General features: G+C 75.6%; 15 protein-coding genes. 4 read left to right on the top strand and 11 right to left on the bottom strand.

The window, feature by feature from the left end:
- Positions 1 to 3: 3 nt before the first annotated feature.
- The gene (locus J5Y09_RS02290) at positions 4 to 1,152 is read right to left on the bottom strand and encodes a hypothetical protein (protein ID WP_209350084.1); all 1,149 of its coding nucleotides are present in this window, start codon (positions 1,150 to 1,152) and stop codon (positions 4 to 6) included.
- A 155-nt stretch (positions 1,153 to 1,307) separates the two neighbouring features.
- Between J5Y09_RS02290 and J5Y09_RS02285 the strand changes: the two genes are divergently transcribed.
- Together J5Y09_RS02285 and pbpC are read left to right on the top strand one after the other, a co-directional pair.
- Entirely contained in the window at positions 1,308 to 6,413 is a 5,106-nt protein-coding gene (locus J5Y09_RS02285; protein ID WP_209350083.1) for an alpha-2-macroglobulin family protein, read from the top strand.
- Positions 6,414 to 6,546: 133 nt separating this feature from the next.
- A complete protein-coding gene (gene pbpC / locus J5Y09_RS02280) occupies positions 6,547 to 8,664 on the top strand; it encodes a penicillin-binding protein 1C (protein WP_209350081.1) in 2,118 nt (705 codons plus the stop codon).
- 16 nt (positions 8,665 to 8,680) lie between these two features.
- On the opposite strand, the gene J5Y09_RS02275 is transcribed toward pbpC, so the two are convergent.
- The 3 genes from J5Y09_RS02275 to J5Y09_RS02265 are packed head-to-tail and all read right to left on the bottom strand — an operon-like array spanning position 8,681 to position 10,336.
- Positions 8,681 to 8,983: an AzlD family protein gene (locus J5Y09_RS02275; protein ID WP_245216738.1), complete on the bottom strand. Its 303-nt coding sequence runs from the start codon at positions 8,981 to 8,983 to the stop codon at positions 8,681 to 8,683.
- On the bottom strand, positions 8,980 to 9,687 hold the full coding sequence (locus J5Y09_RS02270; RefSeq protein ID WP_209350080.1) for an AzlC family ABC transporter permease: 708 nt from the start codon (positions 9,685 to 9,687) through the stop codon (positions 8,980 to 8,982). Before J5Y09_RS02270 ends, J5Y09_RS02275 begins: the two co-directional genes overlap by 4 nt.
- A 46-nt stretch (positions 9,688 to 9,733) precedes the next feature.
- Positions 9,734 to 10,336 (bottom strand): RecX family transcriptional regulator, encoded by a 603-nt coding sequence (locus tag J5Y09_RS02265; protein WP_209350079.1) that lies wholly within the window; start codon positions 10,334 to 10,336, stop codon positions 9,734 to 9,736.
- Positions 10,337 to 10,414: 78 nt separating this feature from the next.
- Between J5Y09_RS02265 and J5Y09_RS02260 the strand changes: the two genes are divergently transcribed.
- Entirely contained in the window at positions 10,415 to 10,651 is a 237-nt protein-coding gene (locus tag J5Y09_RS02260) for an excalibur calcium-binding domain-containing protein (protein WP_209350078.1), read from the top strand.
- A 37-nt stretch (positions 10,652 to 10,688) separates the two neighbouring features.
- A complete protein-coding gene (locus tag J5Y09_RS02255; protein ID WP_209350077.1) occupies positions 10,689 to 11,156 on the top strand; it encodes a GlcG/HbpS family heme-binding protein in 468 nt (155 codons plus the stop codon).
- 97 nt (positions 11,157 to 11,253) lie between these two features.
- Here the strand turns inward: J5Y09_RS02255 and cysG are convergent, their stop codons facing one another.
- The 7 genes from cysG to ntrB are packed head-to-tail and all read right to left on the bottom strand — an operon-like array spanning position 11,254 to position 21,399.
- Positions 11,254 to 12,627 (bottom strand): siroheme synthase CysG, encoded by a 1,374-nt coding sequence (gene cysG, locus J5Y09_RS02250; RefSeq protein ID WP_209350076.1) that lies wholly within the window; start codon positions 12,625 to 12,627, stop codon positions 11,254 to 11,256.
- The gene (locus J5Y09_RS02245) at positions 12,627 to 15,266 is read right to left on the bottom strand and encodes a molybdopterin-dependent oxidoreductase (protein ID WP_209350075.1); all 2,640 of its coding nucleotides are present in this window, start codon (positions 15,264 to 15,266) and stop codon (positions 12,627 to 12,629) included. The genes cysG and J5Y09_RS02245 overlap by 1 nt, the downstream gene beginning before the upstream one ends.
- Positions 15,266 to 16,804: a sulfite reductase subunit alpha gene (locus J5Y09_RS02240; RefSeq protein WP_209350074.1), complete on the bottom strand. Its 1,539-nt coding sequence runs from the start codon at positions 16,802 to 16,804 to the stop codon at positions 15,266 to 15,268. Before J5Y09_RS02240 ends, J5Y09_RS02245 begins: the two co-directional genes overlap by 1 nt.
- Complete coding sequence (locus tag J5Y09_RS02235; RefSeq protein ID WP_209350073.1) at positions 16,801 to 18,522, bottom strand: NirA family protein; 1,722 nt, start codon at positions 18,520 to 18,522, stop codon at positions 16,801 to 16,803. The genes J5Y09_RS02240 and J5Y09_RS02235 overlap by 4 nt, the downstream gene beginning before the upstream one ends.
- Positions 18,522 to 19,715, bottom strand: a complete 1,194-nt coding sequence (locus tag J5Y09_RS02230) for an NAD(P)/FAD-dependent oxidoreductase (RefSeq protein WP_209350072.1) — start codon at positions 19,713 to 19,715, stop codon at positions 18,522 to 18,524. The genes J5Y09_RS02235 and J5Y09_RS02230 overlap by 1 nt, the downstream gene beginning before the upstream one ends.
- A 2-nt stretch (positions 19,716 to 19,717) precedes the next feature.
- Positions 19,718 to 20,509, bottom strand: coding sequence for an ABC transporter ATP-binding protein (locus J5Y09_RS02225; RefSeq protein WP_209350071.1), 792 nt, complete (start codon positions 20,507 to 20,509; stop codon positions 19,718 to 19,720).
- Between the two features lie 11 nt (positions 20,510 to 20,520).
- Positions 20,521 to 21,399, bottom strand: a complete 879-nt coding sequence (gene ntrB / locus J5Y09_RS02220; protein ID WP_209350070.1) for a nitrate ABC transporter permease — start codon at positions 21,397 to 21,399, stop codon at positions 20,521 to 20,523.
- Positions 21,400 to 21,402 lie beyond the last annotated feature (3 nt).

Here is a 21,402-nt window from a genome sequence, read left to right as displayed (position 1 = left end):
GCTTCAGCGCGCGAAGGCGGCGCGCGGCAAGGCGCCGATCGTCATCGGCGTCGCCTCCCCGCCGAAATGCCGCGCGACGACCAGTCGCATCAGCGTGTCGGCCGTCCCGGGCGGCTGGCGCGCCTCGATCAGCGCGACGAAGACGTCGTCCGCCCCGGTGTCCACGACCGCGTGCCGCGCCGCCTCCAGCCCCGGCGGGGGGCGCATGGCCGCGAGCCGCGCGGCCATCGCCGCGGCCGCCGCATCCGCCGCCGCGCGCTGGCGATAGGCAACGGCGAGGCGCGTCACGATCCCCTGCGCGTCGCGCCGCTCGGACAGCATGGCGAAGATCCAGGGCGTCGGGCCGGGCAGCGTGTCGGCATCGCGCATCTCGGCGGCCAGGCGCCGCGCCGCCGCCTCCGGCGCCTCGGACAGGACCGCCGGCGGGCCGGGCAGCGTGGGTGCGAAGACCATGGCCTGCGCCAGGTCCCGCGCGCCTTGCCCGCCAGCGGAGGTCTCGGCCAGGGCGCGCATCTCCGGCACCTCGGCGAAGCGCCGACCGGGCGCGAGCGACGCCGCCATCATCGCATCCGTCCGCGTCGCCAGCAGCACGCCCGGGGCCGGCACCGCGTAGCGCAGGGAGAGCGCGATGCTGCCGCCCAGCGCATCCCCTTCCGCGCGATGCTGCGGGTTGAACGCGTCGTCCGCGCCGCGTGCCAGCACATCCTGGCCGGCGATTCGGCGCGGCGCGAAGCCCCGCGCGGCAAGCGGCCCGGCGAGCGCCGCCAGCGCGGGCATGCGCGCGCCCGCCAGCACGCGGATGCCGCGCGGCATCGCGCCGGTCTCGAGCACGAGCAGCGCCTCGATCGCGTCGAAGTCGAAGCCCGACACCGCCGGCCAGGCCCCGGCCTGGCCCACCGGCATGTTCGAGAAGGCCATCGGGGCGGCCTCGTTTACCGCGGCGATGCGCGTCGACCCCGCCTGGGCGGTCGGTCCGCGCTGCCCGGCCAGCAGGTCGGCGCGCGCATAGGCAAGCACGACATGCCCCGACTGCAGCACGCCGGCCGGCGGTTCCGGCACCAGGCGCAGCAGCGCCGGCAGCGTGGTATCGGCCGCGCGGGCCGGCGGGGCGGCGACGGCCAGGACCGCCGCGAGGAGAAGCGCGCTTCGCATACGCGCATCCTGCCCGCGGCGCGGCGCCGCGCGCCATCCCGCCCCGCCGCCGCTGTGAAGCGTTTCAGACGCGCCTCGACGCTGCGTTGCACAGGTCACGTGCGCGCCGCCGCGCCGCGTGCCATGCTCGGCGCGACCAACGGGAACCGCCCCACATGCGCCTCATCCGCCTGCTGACGCTGCTCGCCCTGCTGCTGCCGGGCCTCGCCGCCGCCCAGGAATTCGACCTGCCGGGCCTCGGCCGCGACGCCGGCGTCTACCAGCAGGAGATGACCCGGCGCTTCCCCGCCGGCGGCAGCCCGGCGCAGCGCGCGGCGGCCGAACAGCGCGCCCGGGAAGCCGAGGCGCGGCGCGACTACGCCGCCGCCGCCACGGCGTGGGAGGAACGGATCGGCATGGGCCAGCCCAGCGCCGACCACTGGCTCTCCCTCGCCCAGGCGCAGCTCGGCCGCACCCCGCCGGACAACCAGCGCGCGCTGCGCGCCGCCTGGCGCGCCTTCCAGCTCGCCCCCTACGGCGAACCCGAGGTCGCCCCCCTGTATGCCATCGCCGAGGCGCTGCGCCGGCTCGACCGCCCCGTGCAGCAGATCGACGCGCTGGAGGCGGTCCTCCAGCGCGTGGACAGCCCCGAGCACCGCCAGCGCCTGGAAGCCGCGCGCCGCGCCGCCGGCATGCTGGTCCGCCGCGTGACGACCGAGCCCGAGGCCGAGCCCGCGCGCGCCTGCCTCACCTTCACCAACGCGCCCGCGCGGCGCACGGATTGGGTCCCCGGCGACTGGATCCGCGCCGACCCTCCCATCCCGAACATGGCGGTCGAGCGCGAGGGCGACCTGCTCTGCGTCGCCGGCCTGCCCTGGGGTGCGTCCACGCGACTGATCCTGCGCGCCGGCCTGCCGGGCGAGGACCGGCAGAACCTGCGGCAGGAAACCGCCCTCGCCGTCGCCATGCCGAACCGCGAGGCGCGCATCGCCTTCGACACGCGCGCCTTCATCCTTCCGCGCGGCCAGGAATCGCGCATCGGCGTCGCCACGGTGAACGTGCAGGCGGTGACGATGCGCGTCATCCGCGTCGCCGAGCGCAACCTGGTGCCGCTGCGCCGCGACTGGACGCCGGGGGAGTCGATCGAATCCTGGTCCGCCGACCAGATCAGCGAGGATCTCGGCCGCGTCCTGTGGGAAGGCCGCGCGGAACTGCAGCGCGTCGAGCCGAACCGCACGCACCGCGCCATCCTGCCGCTGCCGGACGTGATGCGCTCCGCCGGCCCGGGCGCCTACCTCGTCGTGCTGCGCAACGCCGACGCCCGGCGCGGCGGCGGCGAAGCCAGCGCGCTGCCCTTCTTCGTCACGGATCTGGGCCTGACCGCCTGGCGCGGGACGGATGGCCTTGCGGTGCAGGCGCGCAGCCTGCAGGGCGCGACCCCCATCGCCGGCACGCGCCTGATGCTGATGGGGCGCAACAACGAGATCCTCGCCGAAGCACGCACCGGCAATGATGGCCTCGCGCGCTTCAACGCCGCGCTGCTGCGCGGCACGGGCCCGATCGCGCCGGTCGCGGTGCATGCGGAAACCGGCGACGACCTCGCCGCCATCTCGCTCGACTCCGCCTCCTTCGACCTGTCGGACCGCGGGGCGACCGGCCGGCCGCATCCGGGGCCGGTCGATGCCTTCGTCTGGCTCGACCGCGGCATCTTCCGCCCCGGGGAGACGGTGAACGCCGCCGCCCTGATCCGCGACGCGGCGGGCCGGCCGCTCGACCTTCCCGTACGGCTGCGGCTGCGCCGGCCGAACGGCCAGGTGGCGCAGGAATTCGTCCCGCCGCGGCAGGATGGCGGGGCGCTCTACTGGCCGCTGCGCCTGTCCATCGGCGCGCCCTACGGCGTCTGGACGCTGGAGGCGCTGACCGACCCGGACGCGCCGCCGGTCGGCCGCGCGACCTTCCGCGTCGAGGCCTTCGTGCCCGAGCGGCTCGAGGTCAATGCCGGCCCGGCGCCGGGCCCGCTCGTGCCCGGCCCGCGCGGGCTCGAAGTGCCGGTCACCGCGCGCTTCCTTTATGGCGCGCCCGGCTCGGGCCTGACCGGCCAGGCCGAGATGCGCCTGCTGCACGACCCGGAGCCCTTCGCCGACTGGCGCGGCTGGCGCTTCGGCCTCGCGCAGGAACAGTTCGCGCCGGACCTGCTGACCTTCGAGATCCCGGAGACCGACGCGCAGGGCCGCGCGACGCTGACGCTCGCTTTGCCGCAGGCGCCCGACACGACGCGCCCGGTGCGCGGCGAGGTCAGCGTGTCGATGAGCGAGCCCGGCGGGCGTGAGACGCGCACGCGCTTCTCCGTGCCCGTGCGCGCGCGCGGCACCTTCGTCGCGCTGCGCCCGGCCTTCGAGAACGACGCCATCGACGCCGGCGCGGAAGCCGCCTTCGACATCGCCGCCGTCTCGCCCGAAGGCCGTGCCGTGCCGGCGACGCTGCGCGTGCGGCTGGTGCGGGAACGCCCGAACTGGCGGATCGTCGTGCGCGGGTCGATCGCGCGGTGGGAGACGGTCTGGCGCGACGAGCCCGTCGACGCGCAGGAGATCCGCGTCACGCCGGACCAGCCCGCGCGCTTCGCCCGTTCCCTCCAGTTCGGCCGCTACCGGCTGGAAGTGGCGGATGCGAACGGGCTTGGCATTTCCTCCATCCGCTTCCGCTCCGGCTGGGCGGGGGCCGAGAGCGCCGAGATCCCCGACCGCGTCGATGTCGCCGCCGACCGCCGCGCCTATGCGCCGGGGGAGACGGCGCGCATCCGCATAACCCCGCCTTTCGCCGGGCGCGCTTCCGTCGCCGTCCTGACCGACCGCCTGGTTTCCCTGCGCGAGGTCCAGGTGGTCGAGGGCGGCACCGAGGTCGAGGTGCCGGTCGATGCCGCCTGGGGCCCCGGCGCCTATGTGGCCGTCACCGTGTTCCGCCCCGGCGAGACGCGCGCCGGCCAGCCGGGCCGTGGCCTCGGCCTCGCCTGGGTCGGCATCGATCCGGCGCCGCGCACGCTGGCGGTGACCATCGACACGCCGCCGCTGGTGCGCCCGCGCCAGCGCGTGGAGGTGCCGGTGCGCGTCGCCAATGCCGGCGGCCCCGTGCTGCTGACGCTGGCCGCGGTGGATGAGGGCATCCTGCGCCTGACCAACTTCGCCAACCCCGATCCGGGCGCGCATTTCCTCGGCCGGCGCCGGCTCGGCGTCGATATCCGCGACGATTACGGCCGGCTGATCGCGCCCGCCGAAGGCGAACTCGCGCTGCTCCGTCAGGGCGGCGACGAGGCCGATGGCGCGGACGCCATCCAGCCGCCGCAGCGCCTCGTCAGCCTGTTCTCCGGCGTGGTGCGGGCGGATGCGAACGGCCTCGCCATGGTGCCGCTCGACATCCCGGACTTCGCGGGCGAGCTGCGCCTGATGGCGGTCGCCTGGGAAGGCACGCGCGTCGGCGCCTCGGCGAAGCCGCTGACGGTGCGCGACCAGGTGGTGGCCGAAGCGCTGCTGCCGCGCTTCCTCGCCCCGGGCGACGAGGCGGGCATCTCCGTCCTGCTGCACAACATCGAACTGCCGCAGGGCGAAGTGGCGGCCGAACTCAGCGTGACCGGCGGGCTCGCCCTCGGCGGACCCGCGCGGCTCGCGGCGAACCTAGCGACCGGGGCGCGCGCCCAGCCCACCACCGTGCTGCGCGCGACCGAAGCCGGCGAAGGCACGATCCGCCTCGCCGTCACCGGCCCTGGCGGCTTCCGCGTGGAACGCGAGAGCCGGATCACCATCCGCTCATCGCGCCCGCGCGTGACGGAAGTGGCGGGCGTCGAGCTGCCGCCCGGCGCCGAACTGCCGGTCGCGCCGCCGATCGAACGCTTCGCCGCGAATTCCTGGCGCGCCTCCGTCTCCTTCGGATCGGCGGTGCGCTACGACGTCGCCGGCATGCTTCGGGCGGTGGAGGACTTCCCGCTCGCCTGCCTCGAACAGTCCGCCTCGCGCGCGCTCGCGCTCTCGGCCGGCATGTCCGAGGAAGGCGACACCGACCGCGCCATCCGCCTGCAGCGCGCGGTCGATTCCATCCTCGACCGGCAGCGCTTCGACGGGTCCTTCGGCATGTGGAGCGCGAGCGGGGACAGCCAGCCCTGGCTCACCCCCTATGCCGTGGAGGCGCTGATCCGCGCCCGCACCGCGGGTGCGACCGTGCCCGAAGGCGCGCTGCGGGAGGCACTGCGCTTCCTCGACGAAGCGATCGAGGACGCGGCCGGCGACACGCCGATCGAGCGCGCGGCGCAGGCCTATCGCCTGCACGCGCTCGCCCTGGCCGGCCAGCCACGCCTCGGCGCCGCGCGCCGGCTGATGGAAAACCTGAACGACCTGCCGACGCAGCTGAGCCGCGCGCAGCTTGCCGCCACCTTCGCCCGCGGCGGCGACCGCGCGCGGGCGGAACAGGCCTTCCTCAGCGCGCTTGGCGCGACAGGCCGGCGCTTCTGGTACGCCGACTACGGCAGCGCGCCGCGCGACGCGCTGGCCACCGCGACGCTGCTGCGCGAAAGCGGGCTGCTGCCGGACCGGCTCTCGACGCTGATGACGACGCTGCCGGGCGCGGAACTCACGCCGCGCACCACCAGCACCCAGGTGCAGGCCTGGGCGGTGCTGGCCGCGCAGGTGCTGGGCCAGGGCACGCGCGCGGCGGTCGTCGCCGTGAACGGCTCGGCCCTGCCGCAGCGGCCGATCGTGTCGGCGTCGCTGAGCGGGCCGGGCACGGCGCGCAACCTCGGCACCGCGCCGGTCTGGCAGTCGGTGACGATCACCGGCATCCCGCGCGAGGCGCTGCCCGCCGCGCGCGAGGGCTTCCGCGTCTCCCGCCGCTTCTTCGGGCTCGACGGGCAGCCGCTGAACCTGGACACGTTGCGGCAGAACACGTCCTTCGTGATGCTCATGGAACTCCGCGCGGAGACGAATGAGCGGCACGAGGCGATGCTGATCCACGGGCTGCCCGCGGGGTGGGAGATCGCCTCCCGCCTGCCGGCCGGGGACATCGCGGGCATGCCGTGGCTCGGCACGCTGACGGAAGTGGACAGCCAGCCGGCGCTGGACGACCGCTACGCCGCGGCCGTCACCATCACGCCGCAACAGCCCTTCGCCCGCATCGCGGTGCGGCTGCGCGCCGTCACCCCCGGCAGCTTCGAACTGCCGGGCGCGGAAGCGCAGGACATGTACCGGCCGGGCATCTTCGCCCGGCAGAACGCGGCGAGGATCACGGTGCTGCCGTGAGGCGTGCGTGCCGGTGGCTGGCGGAGGGGGCCTTGCCCCCTCCGGACCTCCCCCACCAGAGGCCGAATGGCCTCTGGACACCGGGACTTGATCGGGCGTTGGCGGGTCAGGGCCGCGCACTCCAGCCGCGCGGATGAGCCCCCTCCCCAATCCCCCCGATGAATCGAATGGGTTCCAAGGGCCCTTAGGCCTTTGGCGGGCGGGGGTCCGGGGGAGGGCAGCGCCCTCCCCCGTCCGCCGCCGCGCAACGCTCGCCTTCATCGCAGTCACCGCGCTCCTCCTCGCCGCCCTCGCGCTCGACCGCATCTTCCCGCCCGACCTCTCCCGCCTCGCCGCGACGGGGGCCGAGATCACCGACCGCGAGGGCCGCACCCTGTCCGTCCTGCCCGCGCCAGGCGGCACCTGGCGGCTGCGCACCACCACCGCCGACGTCCCGCCGCATCTCGTCGACCTGCTCGTCGCGGCGGAGGACCGGCGCTTCCATTCCCATCCCGGCGTCGATCCCATTTCCCTCGCGCGCGCCGCGGCGCAATGGGTGCGCGCGGGGCGCGTCGTCTCCGGCGGATCGACGCTGACGATGCAGGCCGCGCGGCTGCTGGAACCGCGCCCGCGCACGCTGCGCAGCAAGGCGATCGAGGTCTTCCGCGCGCTGCAACTCGAAGCGCGCTTCAGCAAGAACGAGATCCTCGGCATCTGGCTGACGCTCGCCCCGCAGGGCGGCAACATCGAGGGCATCCGGGCGGGCAGCCTCGCCTGGTTCGGTCGGCCCGCCGCGCGGCTCGACACGGCGGAAGCCGCGCTGCTCGTCGCACTCGCCCGCCGCCCCGCCACGCTGCGGCCCGACCGGCATCCGGAGGCCGCGCGCGCGGCGCGCGACGCGGTGCTCGCGCGGCGCGGCGGGGCTGCGGCCGGGCTCAGCGCGGCGGATCGGGATCTTGCCGTGGCGGCAACCATGCCGGACCGGCGCCTGCCCATGCCGCGCCTCGCGCCGCACCTGTCGCGCGAACTGGCGCGCGCATCGCGCGGCACCGTCACGACGACGCTCGACGCGCCCCTGCAGCGCGCGGCGGAACGGCTCGTGGCGGAGATGCTGCCCTCGCTGCCCGACCGCGCCTCGGTCGCGCTGATCGTCGCCGAGGCGTCGTCGCGCGAAGCGCGCGCGATGGTCGGCGGCGCCTGGGGGTCGGAAGCGCGCGCCGGCACGCTCGACCTGACGCGCGCGGTGCGCTCCCCGGGCTCGGCGCTGAAGCCCTTCCTGTACGCGATGGCCTTCGAGCGCGGCATCGCGACGCCGGGCACGCTGATCGCCGACCTGCCGCGCCATTTCGGCGCCTATGCGCCGGAGAATTTCTCCCGCGACTTCGCCGGGCGCATCACCGCGGCGGATGCGCTGCGGCTGTCGCTGAACCTGCCGGCGGTGGCGCTGCTCGACCAGGTCGGCGCGCTGCGCTTCGCCTCGGCGCTGAAGGTGGCGGGCGCGGCGCCGCGCCTGCCGCGCGGGGCGGACCCGTCGCTGCCGCTCGCGCTCGGCGGCGCGGGGACGACGCTGCGGGAGATGGTCGCACTCTACGCCACGCTGGCCGATGGCGGCCGCGCCCTGCCGCTGCGCGTGACGCCGGGCGCGGCGGGCGAGGCGCAGCAGGCGGTCGATCGACGCGCCGCGGAACAGGTCGCCGCCATCCTCGTGCAGCGCTTTCCCGGCGGCGGTCCGGCCGGGGTGGCGTGGAAGACCGGCACCTCCTGGGGCGGGCGCGACGCCTGGGCCTTCGGCTTCGATGGCCGCCATGTCGCCGGCGTGTGGATCGGCCGGCCGGACGGCACGGCGATGCCAGGGGCGACGGGGCGGTCGCTGGCGCTGCCGGTGCTCGCGCGCGTCTTCGCGCTGCTGCCGGAAGCGCCGCGGGAAGGGATGCGCGTCGCGGCCGATGTGCCGCGCAGCGCACCACCGGCGGATCGGCTGCGGCTGCTGTTCCCGCCGGCCGGCGCGGCGCTGGCGGAAGGCGCGGGTCCGGTCACGCTGCGCGCCGCGGGCGGGCGCCGGCCGCTGACCTTCCTGGTGGATGGCGCGCCCATCCCGCATGAACCCGCGCGACGGGAAGCGGCCTGGGACCCGCCGGGGCCGGGCTTCTACCGCGTGACGGTGCTGGATGCCGAAGGGGCCGCGATCTCGGTGCCCGTGCGGGTGCGCGGGGCGGATGCGCCGGCTCCGGGCGCGACCTTCTCGCTGGTGCCGGCATCCGCCGCGCCGTAGCGCCGGCGGTCCCGCTCTACACCACCATCCCCGCCGCCCACATCACCGCCACACCCGCCGCGATCGCCACGGCCAGGTTGCGCGAGACCGCCTGCGCCACGACGACGGCGAGTGCCGCCACCAGCCCCTTCAGCCCCTGCGCGGCCAGCGCAGGCGCGACATAGGCGACGAAGATCGGCCCGGGCAGGTGCTGCAGCGCGACCTCCACCACGCGCGGCGGGCGCAGCGCGCGGAACAGCGCGTAGCCGCCGGCGCGGCACAGATACGTCGCCGCCGCCATGCCGAGGATCGCGAGCAGCACGTCGAGGCGCAGCGTCATCCCCGCCGCAGCTCCAGCCAGGCGCCGAGCGCCGCGCCGCAGAGCGCGCCCGCAAGCAGCGGCCAGGGCGGCCCCAGCCCCGCGCCCCAGGCCAGCAGCGCGACGATCCCGGCCAGCGTCCAGGGCAGCATGTCCCGCCGCACGCCCTGCCAGATCGGCACGAGGATGGCGCAGAAGGTCGCCGTCGCCGCGAAGTACAGCGGATGCCCCGGCGGCAGCCGCACCGCCGACCCGAACACGTGCCCCACCCCCACCGCGATCATCCAGAAGGTCCAGAGCGCCACGCCGACGCCCAGCAGGAAGGCCGCGTCCCGCCCGCCGCGCCGCTGGTCCGCCGCCGACAGCGCGTAGGAATGGTCGACCAGCGTGGCGAGCGAGCCCCACAGCCGCACCCCGCGCAGCCGGTCGAGCCAGGGCGCCAGCGCCGCGCCCATCGGCGCGAGGCGGATGTTCACGACGAAGGCGGCGAGCGTGGCGGCGGCGATCGGCGCCGGCTCGGTCCAGAGTTCCAGCGCGAGCAGTTGCGACGATCCGGCGAAGACCAGCGCGGACATCAGCAGCGTCTCGAGCAGCGACAGCCCCTTCGCATCCGAGATCACGCCGACCACGAGCCCGAAGGGAAAGGTGCCGATGACCAGCGGCGCGGCCTGGCGCGCGCCGCGCAGCAGCCCGGCGCGGGTGAAGGTGACGGCGGGGCCGCTCATGGCGACGTGGTCCCGTGGCGCGTCGCGCGCGCGAAGCCGCTGGCCCTCATCCGCGCCGCGCGGCGAGCAGCCGCTCCTCCGCCTCGTCCGGGTCCATCGCCAGCGCCTGGCGGGCGAGGCCGTGCGGATAGCCGCCGCGCGCCATGGCGGCGAGCGCGCGGCGCCGCGCCTCCGCATCCTCCGTCGCGCGGGCGAAGGGGCCGATGCGGCGGCGGCGGCAGAAGGCCAGCGCGGCGGCCAGTTCGGCCTCCGCATCCTCGGGCAGGGCGGCGCCGGCGGTCTCGGGGGCGACGCCCTTGGCGGCGAGATGCGCGGCGATGGCGCGGCGCGACCGCCCGGCGCGGGCGAGGCGCCGGGCGCGGCTCTCGGCGAAGGCGGCGTCGTCCACCGCGCCGGCGGCGACCATGGCGCGGGCGACCTCGGCCGCGGCGGCGCGGGCGGATGCGGCGGCGGCGGCGATCATGTCGCGGTCCTGGCCCTCGGCCTCGGCGGCGCGGGCCCAGCGGTCCACGCGGCGTTCCAGCACCCGGCGCAGCGCGACCTCGGTGGCGGCGAAGCGGGCGAGGTGGTTGAGCGCCGCCTCCCGCAGCCGCGCGGCATCGGGGGGCCGGCCGGCGGGGCGGGGGGCGCGGCGGTCCTGGGGGGGCATGGGCGCCGTTCTGGCACGGGGCGCGGCGGGGCCCAAGCCGGATAGGCAAGGCGCGCAGCGTGGCCTAACGTTTTCGTGATGTCGCGCTGGACCCTCGTTGCGCTGCTGCTCGCCGCCACGCCGGCATTCGCCCAGGCGCCGCCGGCGCAGACGTCATGGCGCTGCGGGGAAAAGCGATACTGCACGCAGATGACGAGCTGCGCCGAGGCGGAATTCCACTACCGCGTCTGCGGGCTTCTGCGTCTTGACCGCGACCGCGACGGACAGCCCTGCGAAGACCTCTGCCGACGGGAGCGCTCGACACGCCGGCGCTGAGCGCCTATCCCGCGCCGCCTTCGACAGGACTCATCCCATGCCCCAGCCCGCCCATCCCGCCGCCATCAACGGCCTCACCCTCGCCCAGGCCGAGACCATCGCGGACGCCGCCCTTGCCAAGGGCCGCGCGCTCGGGCTGCTGCCGCTCTGCGTCGTCGTGCTCGATGCCGGCGGCCAGCTGAAGGTCGCGAAGCGAGAGGACGGCGCCTCCATCCTCCGCCCCGAGATCGCGACCGGGAAGGCTTTCGGCGCGCTGGCGATGGGCTTCGGCACGCGCGAACTCGCCCGCCGCGCCCAGGCGGTGCCGGGCTTCACGAACGCGCTGTCGGACCTGACGGGCGGCCGCGCCGTGCCGGTGCCGGGCGGCGTGCTGGTGCGCGACGCGAACAACGTCCTGCTCGGCGCCGTGGGCATCAGCGGCGATGCCTCCCCCAAGGACGAGGAATGCTGCATCGCCGGGATCGAGGCGGCGAGCCTCGCGCCGGATACCGGCGACCCGGCCTGACCGGCGCGGCCCCCGGGCATCATCCGTTCGAGCGGGCTCGTTCGAACGGACAATGATCCAGAGACGTGACCGTGCGCCACGGCGAACGGAAACGTCCCTAGCCGGGCGCGGCGGCCATCGCCGGCCAGGCGGCCCGCGCGCGGGGCAAGGCCGCCGCCGCGGCCTCGCCGGCCGCGCCCGGCGCGAGGCCGACCACCTCCCCCACCAGGATCAGCGCCGGCCGGCCCGAGGCCCAGCCACGCGCCGCCGCCGGCAGGGTCGCGAGCGTCGCCTCCAGCCGCCGGGAAGCGCCGGTGCCGCCATCCTCGACCATCGCGGCGGGCGTGGACGGATCCCGCCCCGCGCCGACCAGCCCCGCGACAAGGTCCGGCAGCGTCGCCGCGCCCATGTAGACCGCGAGCGTCTGACCGGGCCGCGCCAGCGCCGCGAAATCGAGGTCGAGCCGCCCGTCCCGCGTATGGCCGGTGACCAGCGTCAGCGCGCGCGCCGCCGCGCGGTGCGTCAGCGGAATGCCCGCATCCGCCGCGCAGGCGAGCGCGGCCGTGATGCCGGGGACGACCTCATGCGCGATGCCGGCCTCGGCGAGGGCGGCGGCTTCCTCACCGCCGCGGCCGAAGACGAAGGGATCCCCGCCCTTCAGCCGCACGACGCGCTTGCCCTCCCGCGCCAGGCGGACCAGCAGCGCGTTGATCTCCTCCTGCGGCAGGCAGTGATTGGCGCGCGCCTTGCCCACGAAGATCCGCTCCGCATCGCGCCGCGCCATGTCCAGCACGTCGTCGGAGACGAGGCGGTCATGCACGATGACATCCGCCTCCCCCAGCAGGCGCAGCGCGCGCAACGTCAGCAGGTCGGCTGCGCCGGGCCCCGCGCCGACCAGGAAGACGCGCCCGGCCGGCCGCGCATCCGCCGTGCCGAGTGCCGCGGCGAAGGCGGCCTCGGCCTCCGCCTCGCGCCCGGCCAGGGCGAGGTCGCCCGGCTTGCCCGCCAGCGCGGCATCGAGGAAGCGGCGCCGCGCCGGCAGATCGGGCAGCGCGCGGCGCACCAGCGCCTGGAAGCGCGCGGCCAGCGCGGCCAGCGCGCCGAGGCGCGGCGGCAGCACCGTCTCGATCCTCTGCCGCACCATGCGCGCGAGCGTCGGCGCCGCGCCGCCGGTGGAAATCGCGATCGTCACCGGGTCGCGGTCGATGATCGCCGGCGTGATGAAGGAGCAGAGCTCCGTGCGGTCGACGATGTTGACCGGAATGCCGCGACGCTGCGCCTCGGCCGACAGCGCGCGCAGATCCTCCTCCGGCGCGTCGGATCCCACCGCGAGCGCGACGCCGTCGAGCAGCGCGGGCGCGAAGCGGGGCGCCTGCCGCAGCACGGCGCCCGCGCGGCGCAGGGGTTCGGCCTTGCGTGCGATCGCCTCCCCGTCGCCGACCAGGAGCACGGTGCGGCCGGCAAGGTCGAGGAAGGCGGGGAAGTGGCGCATCACGCATCCTCCGGCAGGCGGGCGAGCAGCGTCGCGATCTCCGGCCGGCAGGAACCGCAGCCGGTGCCCGCGCGCGTCGCCTCCCCCGCGCCGGCCACGTCGCGCGCGCCGCAGCCGAGGATCGTCGCCGCCGTCACGCCATGGCAGGCGCAGACCAGCGGGGACGGCGGCGGCCCGCCCGGCTGGCGGCCGGCGAGCAGCGCGGCGCGTTCGCCCGGCGCGAGCGGCCCCTCGCCCGCCATCAGCGCGGCGAGCCAGGCGCGCGGCGGCAGGGCGGCATCCGGGCCGAGCAGCACCGCGCCCGCCAGCCTGCCATCCCGCAGCGCCGCGGCGCGATGCAGGCCGATCGCGGGATCCTCCATCACCTGCCAGGCGGCGCCGTCCGCCGCGACCAGGCCGCGCAGCCGCGCGAAGGCCGCGTCCGGCGCGTCGTTCCCCGCGAGTTCGTGCCGCCAGGCGCCGCCTTCGAGCGGGATCGCCGCGCAGAAGGGCGCGATGTCCGCCGGCAGGCGACGGGGCGCGAGCAGGAAGGCGTGCCAGGCGGCTTCGAAGGGCGCGATGCGGATCGCCGCGTTCTTCAGTTCCGGCTGGAAGCTGACCGGGTCGGCATGCGGCGCGACCAGCGCGTTCACGCGCGCGGCGGGGGCGAGCTGCGCCGTCCAGTGCATCGGCGCGAAGGCGGTGCCGCGCCGCTGCGCGTCATCGAGCGCGAGGCGGAAAACCGCGCGGCCGCGCGCGGAGGTCGCCTCGACCAGCGCGCCGGCCTCGAGCCCGCCCGCATCCCCGGGGTGCAGCGTCAGGACCGGTTCCGGGCTGTGCGCCATCAGGCGCGGCACGGTGCCGGTGCGCGTCATCATGTGCCACTGGTCGCGCAGCCGCCCGGTCAGCAGCCGCAGCGGGTACTCCGCGGAGACATCCTCGACCGGCGCGCGGAAGGGCGTGGGCACCAGCCGCGCGCGGGGGGCGAGCGTGCCGCCGGCGGCGAAGAAGCGCGTGGGCGCGGTGCCGGCAGCCGGCACAGGCCAGCGCGTCGGCGGCAGCGCCGCGTAGTCGGCATCGGACATGCCGGCGAGGCCCGAGATGTCGAAGGCGCGCGCGGCAGGGCGCGCGAGGCCCGTCACCGCCGCATGTTCCCGGAACACCGCGGCCGGCCCGTCCCAGGCGAAGCCCGGCGCGCCGAGCCGCCGCGCGACCTGGCCGATGATCCACCATTCCGGCCGTGCTTCCCCCGGCGGCGGAAGGAAGGCGCGCTGGCGGCTGATGACGCGCTCGCTGTTCGTCACCGTGCCGTCCTTCTCCCCCCAGGCGAGGGCGGGCAGGCGCACATGGGCGAAGGCGGCGCTGTCGGAGCGGCGCGTGACCTCCGAGACGACGAGGAAGGGCGCGCGCGCCAGCGCGTCGCGCACCGCGTCGCCATCGGGCAGCGACACGGCGGGGTTCGTCGCCATCACCCAGAGCGCGCCGATCCGCCCCGCCCCGAGGGCCGCGAACAATTGCGTCGCCTTGAGCCCAGGCTTCGTCGGCAGCGCCGGCGCCTGCCAGAAGCGGGCGAGGGCCGCGTGTTCCTCCGGCACGTCGAAGCGCAGATGGCCCGCGAGCATGGTGGCCAGCGCGCCGGTCTCCCGCCCCCCCATCGCGTTGGGCTGGCCGGTGACGCTGAAGGGGCCAGCGCCGGGCACGCCGATGCGGCCGGTCAGCAGGTGGCAGTTGATGATGGCGTTGGCCTTGTCGGTGCCCGCGCTCGACTGGTTCACGCCCTGGCTCCAGAGCGTGACGGTGCGCGGGCTTGCCGCCCACATCTCGCAGAAGCGCGCGACCACGCCGGCATCGAGGCCGGTGAGCGCGGCCGCGCGCGGCGCGATGGCGCGCGCGGCCGCGAGCGCTTCCGTCGCACCTTCCGCATGGGCGTCGAGCCAGGCCTGGTCGGCAAGGCCGCGATCGGCGAGATGCGCGAGCAGCGCGGCGAACAGCGCGACATCGCTGCCGGGCGCGAGCGGCAGGTGCAGGTCGGCACCCTCGCAGGTCGCGGTGCGGCGCGGATCGACCACGACGATGCGCATCGCGGGGCGCGCCGCCTTCGCCGCCATCGCGCGCTGGAACAGCACCGGATGGCACCAGGCGAGGTTGCTGCCGACCAGCACCAGCGTGTCGGCCAGTTCCAGGTCCTCATAGACCCCGGGGACGACATCCTCGCCGAAGGCACGGGTGTGCGCGGCGACCGCGCTCGCCATGCACAGGCGCGAATTGCTGTCGATGTTGGCGGTGCCGAGCACGCCCTTCGCGAAGCGGTTGGCGGCGTAGTAGTCCTCGGTCAGCAACTGGCCCGAGACATACAGCGCGACGCCGTCGGGGCCGTGCCGCGCGCGGGCGTGGCGAAAGCCTTCGGCGACGGCGTCCAGCGCGGCGTCCCAGGTGGCGCGCTTGCCGCCGACCTCCGGATGCAGCAGCCGGTCCTCGAGGCCGAGCGTTTCCCCCAGCGCGGTGCCCTTGCTGCACAGGCGCCCGCGATTGGCCGGATGGTCCGCATCGCCGGCGATGGTCGCACCGCCGCGCCCGTCCGGCGTCGCGACCACGCCGCAGCCGACGCCGCAGTAGGGGCAGGTGCTGCGGATGGCGCGCGCGCCGAGGCTGCCATCCATCAATAGACATCCCGCTGGTAGCGGCCCTGGCGGGCCAGCGCGACGATCCAGTCCCGCGCCTGGTCGGCGTTCATCCCGCCTTCGGATCGCGCGATGCCGCGCAGCGCCGCGTCCACGTCCTTGGCCATGCGGGACGCGTCCCCGCAGACATAGACATGCGCGCCGTCCTGCAGCCAGCGCCACAGGTCGGTCGCGGCTTCCGTCATGCGGTGCTGGACATAGACCTTGTCGCGCCCGTCGCGGCTCCAGGCGAGCGAGAGCTGCGTCAGCACGCCCTTCGCCTTCCAGGCCGCGATCTCCTCGCCGAACAGGAAGTCCGTCGCGCTTCGCTGGTCGCCGAAGAACAGCCAGGCGCGGCCCTTCGCGCCGATCGCCTCCCGGTGCTGGAGGAAGGCGCGGAAGGGCGCGATGCCGGTGCCCGGCCCGACCATGATGACCGGCGTCGCGGCATCGGCGGGCAGGCGGAAATGGCTCGTCTGCACATGCGCCTGCAGCGGCGTCGCGGCGTCGGCGCGGAAGGCGAGGTGGCAGGAGGCGACGCCATCCCGCAGCCGCCCGCGCCGGTCCGCCCGCACCACGCCGACGCAGAGTTCCACGCGCCCCGGGCAGGCGAGCGGCGAGGAAGCGATGGAATACAGCCGCGGCTTCAGCACGGGCAGCGAGGCGATCAGGTCCGCGACCGGCGGCCGCGCCGAGGGGAAGGCCGCGAGCAGGTCGAGCAGGTCGGCATCCGCCGGTTCCGCGCCGTCATCGCCATCGGCCAGCGCGCGCAGCGCGGCGGCGTGCGGGGCGTGCCGCGCCGCGCCCGCCAGCAGGTCGAGCGTGCGGTCGAGCGGCCGGGCGATGTCACGCCGGTGCAGCAATTCCTCGCGCAGCGCCGCGTCATCGGCGGCACCGAGGGCGGCGAGCACGGCCTCGACCAGCGCGGGGTCGTTCGGCGCGGCGACGGACAGGCTGTCGCCCGGCTCGTAGGCCAGGCCGCTGTCCGCCAGGTCGATCACGACATGCCGCACATCCTTGGCCGAGCACTCGCCGGTCAGGCGATGGGCGGCGACGACGCGCACCGGGCGTCCGGCGGCCGCGGCGGGCACCGGGGCGGCGGCGGGCTTCGGCACAGCGGCGGGGGCTTCGGCCAGCAGCGCCTTCAGCGCCTTCTGCGTCGCCTTCGCACCCGGCACGCAGAGCGCGGCGGAGGTCTCGGCACCGCTCGCCAGCGCCTCGGCATAGGTCTGGCACAGGTAGCCGCACTGCCCGCAATCGAGCTGCGCCATGGCGGCCATCAGGCGGCGGTTGAGCGGCCGGCCCTCGGCGAGCTTCAGCCGGTCCTCGAGCTCCAGAGCCGGATCGTGCCAGGGGAACTCCTCGGCCGGCGCGGGCGCGGCGCCGGGGGAGGCATTCGCCGCCACCGCCGCCGCGCCGCCATAGAGCCCGGCGAGGAAGCCGTTCAGCCAGGCGCGCTGCGCCGGGGTGAAGGGCGCGCTGTCGGGGATCAGCGGCACGGGCGCGGCCGGCAGGCCGGGGGGGAGGATGGCGTTCATGCGGCCTCCCGCGCCAGCGCGGCGAGGGCCGCGTCGTCATGGCGGGCGGTGAAGGACTGGAAGGTCTCGCCCGGCGCGCGGTCGCGCATCCAGGCACCCAGCAGCGCCAGCACGGCCGGACCGAGCGCGTCGGCGGCGACCTTGGGCAGGATCATCCGGCCGATCTTCTGCTCCGGCCCCGAACCGCCGCCGACATGCAGGTCGTAGCCCTCGACGAGGTCCTCGCCGCGCTCGACCTTCGCGCCGAGCAGGCCGATATCGGCGATGTAGTGCTGCGCGCAGGAATGGTGGCAGCCGGTCAGGTGGATGTTGATCGGCGCATCGACCGCGATGCGCGCCTCGAGGAAGGCGGCGAGTTCCGCCGCGTGCCGCTTGGTGTTGCTCGCGGCGAACTTGCACCCGGCATTGCCGGTGCAGGCGACGAGCCCGCCGCGGATGTTGGAGGCCTGCCAGCCCAGCGCCAGCGCCGCGATGGCGTCGCAGGCGGCGGAAAGGGCGGCGTCGGGGATGTCGCTGAGGATCAGGTTCTGCCAGACGGTCAGCCGGATGGTGCCGCTGCCGAAGCGCCGCGCGGCATCGGCGATGCCGTGCAGCTGCGGCAGGGTGAGCCGCCCGACCGGCGTGACCACGCCGATATAGTTCAGCCCCGCCTGCTTCTGCGCATGGATGCCGAGATGCCCGTGCTTGGCCGGCGGCGGCGCGTGGCGAAGATCCGCTTCCGCGACGCGTTCCAGCGCGGCGCCCAGGCGCTGTTCGACGAGGCCGACGAAGCCTTCCATCCCCAGCCGGTCCAGCACGTATTTCAGCCGCGCCTTCTTGCGGTCCGTCCGGTCGCCCTCGGCGATGAAGACGCGCAGGATGGCGTCGCAGACGCGCACCGCCTCCTCCGGCTTCACCACGATGCCGGTGGGACGCGCGAAATCCCGGTGGCCGGTGATGCCGCCGAGGGTGAGGCGGTAGCGCAGCCCGGACGGCGTCTCGACGGCGCGCAGGCTGATGTCGTTCGTCTCCTCCAGCACCTCCACCGCGCCGCCGCCGCAGACCGAGATGTTGAACTTGCGCGGCAGGGCGAACAGGTCGCGGGTGTTGAGGATGTGGTGGTGCAGCGCGCGGACCAGCGGGCGCGTGTCGACCAGTTCCTGGGGGTCGATCCCGGCCGTCGGGCTCGCGGTGATGTTGCGGATATTGTCCGCCCCGGTGCCCTTCGGGATGATGCCGAGCTCGGCCAGCCGCGCGACGACCTCGATGCCGCGGGCGGCCGGGATCTCGCGCAGCTGCAGGTTGGCGCGCGTGGTCACGTCGGCATAGGGGCCGGCGCAGTCGCGCGCGATCTCCGCGATGCCGTCCAGCTGGTGCGCGGACAGGATCCCGCCCGGGATGCGCAGCCGGCACATGAAGGCGTCCTGCGCGGGCCCGACGAAGAACAGCCCGTGGTAGCGGCCGATGAAATCGTCGATCGGCTTGGGGAAGGCGCCGGACGCCGCGCGCGCGGCCATCTCCTCCCAGCGGTCGAGCGGATGCTTCTCCCGCTTCGCGTCTTCCTGCGGCACGAGCTTGCCGCCGCGCGCGATCGTCGCGTCCTGCGCGGCGCGCAGCGCGTCGGGCGGCGCGCCGCCCTCCCCGCCGCCGGGCAGCAGCGTGCCGCGCCGCGCCTCGACGCCGGCCATGAAGCCCTTGAGGTATTCCTGCTGCTCGCCGCTGAAGCCGGTATCGGTCATCACGCGGCCTCCGCATGGGCGGCGCCGAAGGCCAGGCGCGCACGGAAGGGTGCCACCGGCCGCCCGCCGGTGATCAGGTCGAGGTAGAAGCCCGCATCGGCGGTGTCGCCGTACAGCACCGCGCCCACCAGCCGCCCGCCGCGCAGCCAGAGCCGGCGATAGACGCCCGCTTCCTCGTCCGACAGCGTCACGGCTTCCGCATCGGCGGGTGCCACCTCCCCCGCCGACCACACCGCGATGCCGGAAACCTTCAGCGCAGCCGCATCCGGCCGCGGGGCGTAGGCGACGGATTCGCCGGCCAGCGTCATCGCCGCCGCTTCGGCCATGGCGAGCGCGGGCGCGACCAGCCCGCAGACCTGGCCGCGATGCTCGGCGCATTCGCCGATGGCCAGGATGCGCGGGTCGCTGCTGCGCATCGCGTCGTCCACGACGATGCCGCGCTTCACCTCGAGCCCGCTTTCCCGCGCCAGCGCGACGGACGGGCGGATGCCGACGGCCATGACGACCAGGCTGCACGCGATGCGCGTGCCGTCGGCCAGGCGCAGCGCCTCGACGCGCCCGTCGCCTTCGATCGCCTCGGTCACCGCGGGCATGACGAAGCGCAGCCGCCGCGTCGCGCCCAGCTGGCGCGCCAGCAGCGCGCCCGCCGCCGGGTCCAGCTGGCGTTCCATCGGCCAGCCCAGCGCATGGACCACCGTCACGCGCGCGCCGGCGACCGACAGCGCGGCCGCGGCTTCGAGCCCGAGCAGCCCGCCGCCGATCACCACCGCCCGCGCCCCGCCCGCCGCCGCGCGGCGGATCGCCTGCACATCGGCCATGCTGCGATAGAGGAACACGCCCGGCAGCGCCGCCCCCGGCAGCGGCAGGCGCACGGCATCGGAGCCCGTGGCGAGCACCACGCGGTCCCAGTCCAGCGCCTCGCCCCGCGCCGTCCGCGCCGTGCCCGCCGCGCGGTCGAGTGCTGCGACGCGCGTCGCCGGCAGGTAGCGGATGCCCAGGCCGCGCAACCGCGCCGCGTCATGCGTGATCAGCGCCGGCACCTCCGCGTCGCCCGCCAGCAGCCGGCCAAGCGCGATGCGGTCGTAGGGCAGCGCGGGCTCCGCGCCCGCCAGCGCGACCCGGGCGCCGCGCCCGGCCAGACGCTCCGCGCAGCGCGTCCCCGCCGGCCCCGCGCCGATCACCAGCACGCGCATGGTCAGGCGACGGCCGGCAGGGCGTGGCGTTCGTGCAGGAAGCGCAGCACCGATTCGCGCGCGGCGAGGAAGCGCGGATCGGAGGCGAGCGCGAGCCGGTCGCGCGGGCGTGGCAGATCCACCTCCAGCACCTCCCCGATCGTCGCGTTCGGGCCGTTCGTCATCATCACGATGCGGTCGGACAGCAGCACCGCCTCGTCCACGTCGTGCGTGATCATCATGACGGTTGTCCCCAGCCGGGCGTGGATGTCCATCACCTGGTCCTGCAGATGGGCGCGCGTCAGCGCGTCCAGCGCGCCGAAGGGCTCGTCCAGCAGCAGCACCTTGGGGCGCATCGCCAGCGCGCGGGCGATGCCGACGCGCTGCTTCATCCCGCCCGAGATCTCGTGCGGGCGCTTCTGCGCGTGGTCGGCCATGCGCACCAGCGCCAGGTTCTCCCGCGTCCAGGCGTCGCGCTCGGCGCGCGACATGGACCGGCCGACGGTGCGGTCGACCGCGAGGCGGACATTCTCGTAGACGGTCAGCCAGGGCAGCAGGGAATGGTTCTGGAACACCACGGCACGGTCGGGGCCAGGCTCGGTCACCTCGGTCCCTTCCAGCACCACGCCGCCCAGCGTCGCGGGCAGCAGCCCGGCGACGACGTTGAGCAGGGTGGACTTGCCGCAGCCCGAATGGCCGATGACGGCGACGTAGTCCCCCTGCTTCACCCTCAGGTCGATGCCGTTCAGCACCGGCGGCGCGCCGGGATTGAAGCGGACGACGACGCGACTGATCTCGAGAAAGGCGCGTTCCATGGCGGCGGCCCTCACTGCTCGGTGGTGCCGCGCGTCACGGCGCGGCCGACCAGCGCCATCACACGGTCGAGGGCGAAGCCCACGAGGCCGATATAGACCAGCGCCACGATGATGTCGGAGAGGTTGGAGGAGTTCCACGCATCCCAGACGAAGAAGCCGATGCCCACGCCGCCGATCAGCATCTCGGCGGCGATGATCGCGAGCCAGGACAGCCCCACGCCGATGCGCAGCCCGGTGAAGATGTAGGGCGCGGCGGCGGGGACCACGATGCGCAGGAACCAGTCGAAGGGCGAAAGGCGGATGACGCGCGCGACGTTGCGGTAGTCGGCCGGCACGTTCCGCACGCCGACGGCGGTGTTGATGATGATGGGCCAGACCGCGGTGATGAAGATGACGAAGATCGCCGAGGGCTGCGCCTCCCGGAACGCGGCGAGGGACAGCGGCAGCCAAGCGAGCGGCGGCACCGTGCGCAGCACCTGGAACAACGGGTCGAGCGCGCGCATCGCGAAGCGGGAGGAACCGACCAGCATCCCCAGCGCGACGCCGATGACGGCCGAGAGCAGGAAGCCCACCGCGACGCGCTGCAGGCTCGCCATCAGGTGCAGGCCCAGCCCCTTGTCGAGCCCGCCCCGGTCGTAGAAGGGGTTGAGGATCAGCTCCTTCGCGTCGGACCAGACGCGCGAGGGCGGCGGCAGCGACGCCGCCGGCCCGCCCGCCGCCCATTCCCACAGCGCGAGCAGGAAGCCGAGCAGCATCAGCGGCGGCAGCATGACGGCCAGCACATGCCGGACGCGCGGGCGCAGCCTTTCCGTCAGCGTCGGCGCGCGCGGCGCGGCGGGCGCGGAAGCGGCCAGCGCGGCGGGCGCGGGCGGGGGGGAGAGCGCGTTCATCGG

This window comes from Roseomonas nitratireducens (assembly GCF_017813355.1).
GTDB lineage: Bacteria > Pseudomonadota > Alphaproteobacteria > Acetobacterales > Acetobacteraceae > Neoroseomonas > Neoroseomonas nitratireducens.
The sequence above is the reverse complement of the archived record's forward strand: the minus strand, read 5'-3'. Positions and strand labels throughout refer to the sequence as shown.

Bases quoted from the DNA above. Each gene is read 5' to 3' on its own strand.
- J5Y09_RS02290 (WP_209350084.1), bottom strand. From the start codon at position 1,152: ATGCGAAGCGCGCTTCTCCTCGCGGCGGTCCTGGCCGTCGCCGCCCCG.
- J5Y09_RS02235 (WP_209350073.1), bottom strand. From the start codon at position 18,522: ATGACCGATACCGGCTTCAGCGGCGAGCAGCAGGAATACCTCAAGGGC.
- J5Y09_RS02265 (WP_209350079.1), bottom strand. From the start codon at position 10,336: ATGCCCCCCCAGGACCGCCGCGCCCCCCGCCCCGCCGGCCGGCCCCCC.
- J5Y09_RS02240 (WP_209350074.1), bottom strand. From the start codon at position 16,804: ATGAACGCCATCCTCCCCCCCGGCCTGCCGGCCGCGCCCGTGCCGCTG.
- J5Y09_RS02255 (WP_209350077.1), top strand. From the start codon at position 10,689: ATGCCCCAGCCCGCCCATCCCGCCGCCATCAACGGCCTCACCCTCGCC.
- cysG (WP_209350076.1), bottom strand. From the start codon at position 12,627: ATGCGCCACTTCCCCGCCTTCCTCGACCTTGCCGGCCGCACCGTGCTC.
- J5Y09_RS02260 (WP_209350078.1), top strand. From the start codon at position 10,415: ATGTCGCGCTGGACCCTCGTTGCGCTGCTGCTCGCCGCCACGCCGGCA.
- J5Y09_RS02225 (WP_209350071.1), bottom strand. From the start codon at position 20,509: ATGGAACGCGCCTTTCTCGAGATCAGTCGCGTCGTCGTCCGCTTCAAT.
- J5Y09_RS02275 (WP_245216738.1), bottom strand. From the start codon at position 8,983: ATGACGCTGCGCCTCGACGTGCTGCTCGCGATCCTCGGCATGGCGGCG.
- pbpC (WP_209350081.1), top strand. From the start codon at position 6,547: ATGAGCCCCCTCCCCAATCCCCCCGATGAATCGAATGGGTTCCAAGGG.
- J5Y09_RS02230 (WP_209350072.1), bottom strand. From the start codon at position 19,715: ATGCGCGTGCTGGTGATCGGCGCGGGGCCGGCGGGGACGCGCTGCGCG.
- ntrB (WP_209350070.1), bottom strand. From the start codon at position 21,399: ATGAACGCGCTCTCCCCCCCGCCCGCGCCCGCCGCGCTGGCCGCTTCC.
- J5Y09_RS02270 (WP_209350080.1), bottom strand. From the start codon at position 9,687: ATGAGCGGCCCCGCCGTCACCTTCACCCGCGCCGGGCTGCTGCGCGGC.
- J5Y09_RS02285 (WP_209350083.1), top strand. From the start codon at position 1,308: ATGCGCCTCATCCGCCTGCTGACGCTGCTCGCCCTGCTGCTGCCGGGC.
- J5Y09_RS02245 (WP_209350075.1), bottom strand. From the start codon at position 15,266: ATGGATGGCAGCCTCGGCGCGCGCGCCATCCGCAGCACCTGCCCCTAC.